The 6803-nt window shown below is 35.3% G+C and carries 6 protein-coding genes; 1 reads left to right on the top strand and 5 read right to left on the bottom strand.

Annotation, left to right across the window (positions count from 1 at the left end; all coding sequences use genetic code 11):
* The 5 genes from Q0409_RS01405 to purE all read right to left on the bottom strand — a co-directional run.
* Positions 1 to 701, bottom strand: a 701-nt coding sequence (locus tag Q0409_RS01405; protein WP_298534284.1) for a phosphorylcholine transferase LicD, incomplete at its 3' end; no start/stop codon positions are given.
* 31 nt (positions 702 to 732) lie between these two features.
* Positions 733 to 2031: an adenylyltransferase/cytidyltransferase family protein gene (locus Q0409_RS01400; protein ID WP_298534281.1), complete on the bottom strand. Its 1299-nt coding sequence runs from the start codon at positions 2029 to 2031 to the stop codon at positions 733 to 735.
* A 47-nt stretch (positions 2032 to 2078) separates the two neighbouring features.
* Positions 2079 to 3050 carry an NAD(P)H-dependent glycerol-3-phosphate dehydrogenase gene (locus tag Q0409_RS01395; RefSeq protein ID WP_298534279.1) on the bottom strand — a complete coding sequence of 324 codons (972 nt, stop codon included), beginning with the start codon at positions 3048 to 3050 and terminating at the stop codon, positions 2079 to 2081.
* A gap of 23 nt (positions 3051 to 3073) precedes the next feature.
* Positions 3074 to 4339: a UbiD family decarboxylase gene (locus Q0409_RS01390; RefSeq protein WP_298534277.1), complete on the bottom strand. Its 1266-nt coding sequence runs from the start codon at positions 4337 to 4339 to the stop codon at positions 3074 to 3076.
* Positions 4340 to 4399: 60 nt separating this feature from the next.
* Entirely contained in the window at positions 4400 to 5404 is a 1005-nt protein-coding gene (purE, locus tag Q0409_RS01385) for a 5-(carboxyamino)imidazole ribonucleotide mutase (protein WP_298534275.1), read from the bottom strand.
* A 176-nt stretch (positions 5405 to 5580) separates the two neighbouring features.
* On the opposite strand from purE, the gene Q0409_RS01380 reads away from it, so the two are divergent.
* Positions 5581 to 6756, top strand: coding sequence for a glycosyltransferase (locus Q0409_RS01380; RefSeq protein ID WP_298534272.1), 1176 nt, complete (start codon positions 5581 to 5583; stop codon positions 6754 to 6756).
* Positions 6757 to 6803 lie beyond the last annotated feature (47 nt).

Raw genomic sequence — 6803 nt, 5'->3', positions numbered from 1 at the left:
GCAACTGGAAATTTTCTTCCTTCCAATTCTTCAAAACGCTTTCCTTCATAAAAGTCTGTTTTGTGCATTAAGGTACGCTTTCCCCAACGCATACAAAAAGTATCGGCTTTTTCTAAAGGATATGTAAATAATTCGTCGTATAATTGCCTAAAGACTTTTTCATGTCCTTCTTTATCAATTTTTTCATAATATTTCAATACTAAGTCTTTATGTTCTGCATAATTTTCCAATGTGATATTACGTTCTGTTAGGAAGCTAGGAGTAATGATTTCTAAAAATGCTCTTAGTTTTTTCAAATGCTCTTCCTGCCCCTCTTCTATTTTAGGTATTGGATCCAATATAAAAAATTCAATTTGTGTACCACATGTATTTGCGGAGACGGATTGTGAAATGAAAATATTTGTTGTGGATGTGTCAATATAACGTGCAATTGGGTTTCTATAGTATTTAGAGTTTTCTATACAAACCAAGTCTCTATTTTTGGGTAATAATTCAGGGTTTTTACTAACCACCTCAAATAGTTTATTCCAATTATCTCGTGTAATGTATAAATCAATATCATCATCCCAAGGTAGGAAGCACTGATTCCTAATTGCTCCTAATGCGGATCCCCCTGCTAGACAATAATCAATATTGTGCTGTGAACATAAATCATCAATCTCTATTAAAAGATTGAATAATCTTTCTTGTGCTTTATTCATACTAAAACTCCTAAGTAGAAATTAAACATCCTTATGATTCTTTCATTGCTTCCAAAATTTCGACAATCTTTATAGATTCATCTTCAAAAATACTTTTAGAATCAACACGGTTATTAGATAACATTCTTGAAACTTCTCTTATTAAATATTTAAATCCGTTTCCTTCAAAATTTGTGCTATAAAGTTGGACTTCACTAGATCCGGGTGTATGAAGTTCGAAACTTCTGCTCCTCCACCAATCCCCTTTCATGCGTATGGTTCCATTTGTTCCAATGATTTCCAATTGGTTGTCAACACGTATTTCATTTCCTACATTGATAGTAGCTCTTCCGTTTGGATATACGAAGTGCATTGATGCAAATTCAATGTTGTCCCCATCCTTCTTAACCTGGAAATCAGCATTTTCATAGTCTGGACCCATTATCTTTAACATAGGCAATATTGTTAGGGAACTTAAATCATAGAATAGGTTTGAACGGGTTTCATCATTTTTTGATATTGAACAGTTAAAACTCAATATGTCTCCAATCAATCCTCCTTGTGTCATCCATAGAAGTTGGTTGAATACATAGATATGAACCATTTTGATGTTTTCCATTAATATTAAATTATTTTCCTTTGCTAGATTCATCAGTTCCTCCAGTTCATATGTTTTAAATGTTGCTGGAGGGTCATATATGACATGCTTACCTAATTTCAATGCTCTTTTGATGAAATTGAATCTTTTTTCTATGGAACAGCGGATGTAAACAATATCTGAGGACTCTATGAGATCATTGTAATCATCAAAAACATTAGGGACTGAATATTTTTTCTGGAACAGGTTCAATTCTTCTTCATCATCGCAGTATATGTTCTTAACTTCAAAACCATTGACCAATTTGGATTCTTTCACTATCTGATTGTCGTCTGCAAAGTCACAGATTATTCCAATATCGTACTGGTCAAATTTCTCTTCTCTTATTTGAGTACTGGATATTCCTTTTGTTCTTTCAAGATAAATCATGTCACAGTATCTGGATAGGTGGTCGAATTTTCCTCTCCAGTCATCACCGATTACAAATGCATCAATGTCGTATTTGATAATGTCTCCGATTTTCTGTCCGAGATACTCTTCAACGATGATTTCATCTGCGAATCCTGTATTTACCACATTTTCAATTCTTGTTGCAAGTGAGTCATGAACATTCAATTTTCCACGGCCAATGTCATAGTTTTCACCAGTAACTCCAACAATCAGATAGTCACCATGTTCCTTTGCTCTTTTCAAGATATTGTAGTGTCCTACATGAAACAAATCAAATGTTCCATATGTGATTATTTTTTTCATAATAAGTCCTCTCTAATTTCGATAATGTTTTATAAGATTGATTTTTTCTAATTTAAAATATTGTCCCATAAGCTTTTAAAAGCTATTTTTGGAGGGATTTGCTTAACAATAACATCATAGACAAAGTCCACTATCACACTCTCAGTATTTGTATTGCGACAAATGTCTTTTATGGCCATAATTGAATTTTTCCCTTCAAACACTATACCACTGGCCTTTTCATCTACAATGATTCTTTGTCCATATAGCATACCTAAGGTATGGTTTCTGCTTTCGCTTGAAGTTGATGTAAGAACCAAATCTCCAAATCCACAGTATTCTTCTGCTGTTGAAGCATCTCCGCCAATGCTTTCAACGATTTTTTTGGTCTCTTCAAAGCCTTTTGTAAGAATGCCGTATCTTGCGTTTTCATTGATGTTCATTCCTTCGCAAATTCCATTTGCTATAGCATTGATGTTCTTGATTATTCCGCATATTTCAAGGCCATCAACATCATCAATAATTTTCAATTTAAATTTAGGTGTTGACAACACTTCCTTTACTTTAACTGCATTTTCCCTATTTCTTGATGCTAGATTTGAAATGGTTTCAAGATTCAAAACGATTTCAGATGCGAAGTTAGGGCCGGATAAAGCTACATAATCTTCATCGAAGTATTCCTCTATCAATTTGCCCATGGTTTTCAATGAAGGGTACTCAATGCCTTTTGCAGTTGTAACGAGTATTGCATCAGAATCGATATAGTCTTTAAGTGTGGATAAAGTTGATCTGAATGCAGATGATGGAACGGATAGGAATATTATTCCACAACCTTTCAAGTCATTGTAATCAGTAGTAGCTATTATATTCTCTTCTAATTTCACATTTGGATAGTATTCTGAGTTGATATGGGTGGAATTGATTGTTTCTGCCAATTCTTTCCTTCTTGATAATAGAAATACTTCCTCTACATTTTGGGCTACTATTTGAGATAAAGCAGTTCCTAAACTGCCTGCTCCTATAATGCCTACTTTATCCATAAAATCACCTAATTATTATTTATTTATTCACTAAAGCTTACCCTTTCGAATTTTTCAGGTTCTAAAATTGATTTGGTTGCATCTACACCTACTTTAGTTGTTGTTCCATCAATTTCAGAAGCTTTTGGATCCAATGAAGATCCTCTTGCCTTAGGCACGATAATAATATCATCATCACCTTTCACACGTGTAGCTATTGCATATTCAATGTCTTGAGGATCAAAGATATCAACATCCTCATCAACCACTACCACATGCTTCAATGATGGGTGTGCAGCAAGTGCAGCCATGATGATGTTCTTTCCATCACCTTCAGTTTGCTTCTTGATTGAAACTGCAGCATGCAACCAGCAACAACCTCCTTCTGTAAGAACTACATTCTGAACGGTAGGAACGGTATTTTTCACTGCATTGAATATTCTTGGTTCCTGTGGCATTCCTTGAAGCAATTTATGTTCAAATCCTGCTGGCAAGATTGCATGGTACATTGGATTTTCCTTCTTGATGTACATCTTGCTTAACTTGATTACAGGCTCTTCCCTTACATAATCGTAAGTGTCAGTCAAGTCTACAAATGGACCTTCCGGTGCTGTTTCATCGATTAGTATCTTACCTTCAAAGATTATGTCAGCTTCAGGCACATTGATACCGTTTTTGCATGTGACGAGTTCCAATTCTCCATCCTTGAATCTGTTTGCAACTTCCATTTCATCAGCATCTATTGGTATTGAAGTGGTACATGCAAGAAGGATTGCAGGTTCCATACCGATAGCTATTGAAATGTCCAAGTCCTTGCCCATGTCCTTTGCCTTTTGGAAGTATGTGTAAAGGTTTCTTGGCACGATACGGATAGCCAATTTGTTCTTTTCCAAAACAAGCATTCTGTGAATTGAAGCGTTTTGAATTCCTGTTTCAGGGTCTCTTGCAAATACAACTCCGGCTGTAATGTATGCGCCACCATCACGCTTGTAATGTGTAAGGATTGGAATCTTTCCTAAATCCACTCTTTTGCTGTCGTATTCATCCACCAAGTCGATGAACTTTGTAACAGGAGTTGGATTGTTCATTCCATCGATAATCTTGTATAAGATCTCATCAACCTGACAGCCAAGAGATTGTGCTATCTTTTCTCTTGTATTGCAGATACCAGAGACCACTGGGATGTCATATCCCTTTATGTTGTTTAGCATAACTGTGTCCTTTGGATATTTACGAAGCACCTTTGCCGCTTCATATTCAGCATCAAGCTCTTCATCAATTTGAATTACATTAATAATGTCTTTAGTCATAAAAATCACTCATCTCCCCTTTTAATTAATCAGAATTTATCAGTATTAAAATTTCAATAATCATAAGTCAGCATTCTTGTACTTAATCCATTTCAAGTTCTCTTCTATTTTCTCATCAGATATTGCAAGAATCTCTCCTGCAACTATTGCTGCATTTCTTCCATTGTCTATTCCAACTGTTCCGACAGGCACTCCCGGAGGCATGTTGGCCATAGTGAGCAATGCATCCTGGCCATCAAGCTTTTTGGAGCATGGAACGCCAATCACTGGTTTTTCAGTCAAAGCAACAACAGATCCGGCTACAAGTGCAGACAATCCGCTAATGGCAATGAATAATTTAGCATTGTTTCTTTTGCTCATGTAGGATTCAAAGTCCTTAGCATGTCTGATAGGAGAAATATAATCCAATTTATATTCAATTTGCATTCTTTCAAGTAGGATGGCTACATTTTTAGCTATTTCCATATCGGAATAGCTACCTGCAAGTATCATCACATCTGGAGTGTCCTCCAACTCTTCAAAATCAATCTTCTCATAGTTTTCCTCAGCCAAAAAGTCTTTCTGGAAGTATTCGCCTTCAAGACTTTCAATAAGTTCCTTTTCACCTGCTTCAACCTTTTTCTGATATTCAACACGCAGGTCAGATATCCTTTCTGCAACAGCATCATCATAGCTTGCGATGATTTCACCTGCAAGTATTGCAGCATTGTCTCCCCTGTTTATTCCAACGGTTGTAACTGCTGTAGGGAAAGGCATTTGAACACATGCATACAATGCATCAAGGCCTCCAACTGCACCGTCTACAGGAACTCCAATGACAGGTCTGTGGGTATATGCAGCTATTGCACCAGGCAAGTGTGCGGCAAGGCCTGCAATTCCTATGAATACTTCTACCCCTTGACTTGTAGCGTCCATAACAAGCTTTTTGACCTTATCATGGGTTCTGTGAGCAGAAGCGACTTTTAAACTATATGGAATCTGAAGTTTTTCCAATATCTTTATTGATTTTAGAGCTATTTCCTTATCAGAAGCACTTCCAAGAATTATCATTACTTTTGGAATCATTTAATTTCTCCTTTTATATTGGTCAAGATATGATATATACAAGATAAATTTGCAATTTTTCCTTTTATATTGGTCAAGATATGATATACAAGATAAATTTACAATATATTTATATTTATTTTTACTAATATATAATATTTAATTAAAAACCATTTTCGTTTTTTTGGGGGGTTTGCATGGTAAGGATTTCTGTTATTGTCCCTGTTTACAATTGTGAGGATTATCTTGAAGAGTCATTGGGAAGCCTTCTTAACCAGACTTTCAATGATATTGAAATCATCTGCATTGATGATGGATCCAATGACAATTCATTGGATATATTAAAAAACATTGCATCTTCGGATTCAAGAATTAAAGTTTTTACCCAGGAAAATCAGGGAGCGGGAGCTGCAAGAAACTATGGAATGAAAAAGGCTTCAGGAAATCATGTCTACTTCTTTGATGCAGACGATTTCCTTGAAAATGACGCTTTGGAAAAGGCATATTCCAATGCCATTAGAAACGATTCAGACATTGTATTCTTTAAGTTTGACCAGTATAAGGACAATAGGTTTTTCGCTCACTCAGGCCCTAACTTAGAGATTCAGTTTGCTGGCGCTGATTTTGATAGTTTCACATTCGATTGGCATGACTATAGGGTAGGCCCTTTCACAGGCCCATTTGCCCCTTGGCTTAAGCTATACAAAAAGGAATTTTTAGATGCTCATGAATGCTTCAAGTTTCCAAATGACTTGAACCATAACGATGTTCCGTTTCATGTAATGACATTTCTAAAGGCATCTAAAATTTCATTTGTTCCAGAGCATCTCTATCGCTATAGAATAGACAATGCAGGTTCAATCACAAACAATAGACTGAAGAAATATGATCATATCTTTAGGATAATCAATATAGTTGAGGATTTCCTATTGTCTGAAGATTACATGGAAGAGTTCAAAAAGGAATTCGATTATTTCAAGGCCAATAGAATCACATATGAAATATATGGAAGGCCTGAAGAGTATTTTTATTTAGCGAAAGAGGAACTTAAGTCAGTGGATTTAAGCAATGAATTATTGCCCAATGACACATCACTTAAGGCCAACACCATTTTAAGTTCCAATTCCCTTGAAGAGTATAACTATAAAATTAAAGCCAATGATGAGATCAATGGCTTAAAAAGGGAAAACAAGTCTTTAGAAGAGGAAACCAATGGCTTAAAAAGAGAAAACAAATCTTTAAGCGATGAAAACAAAAGGCTAAATGAAAAATTACAAAAATCCAAAAGCAGAAATAGGGAAATTTTAAATTCCAAAAGTTGGAAAATTACCGAACCTCTTAGAAGACTTAGAAGGCATATAAGAAAGTTTTGAGTTTGTTTTCAATTATTAATTGTTTTCATTAACACCTTCATGTATTA

Origin of the sequence: uncultured Methanobrevibacter sp., from assembly GCF_937898925.1 — an archaeon.
Taxonomy (GTDB): Archaea; Methanobacteriota; Methanobacteria; order Methanobacteriales; family Methanobacteriaceae; genus Methanobrevibacter.
This window is presented reverse-complemented; position numbering and strand designations above follow the sequence as displayed.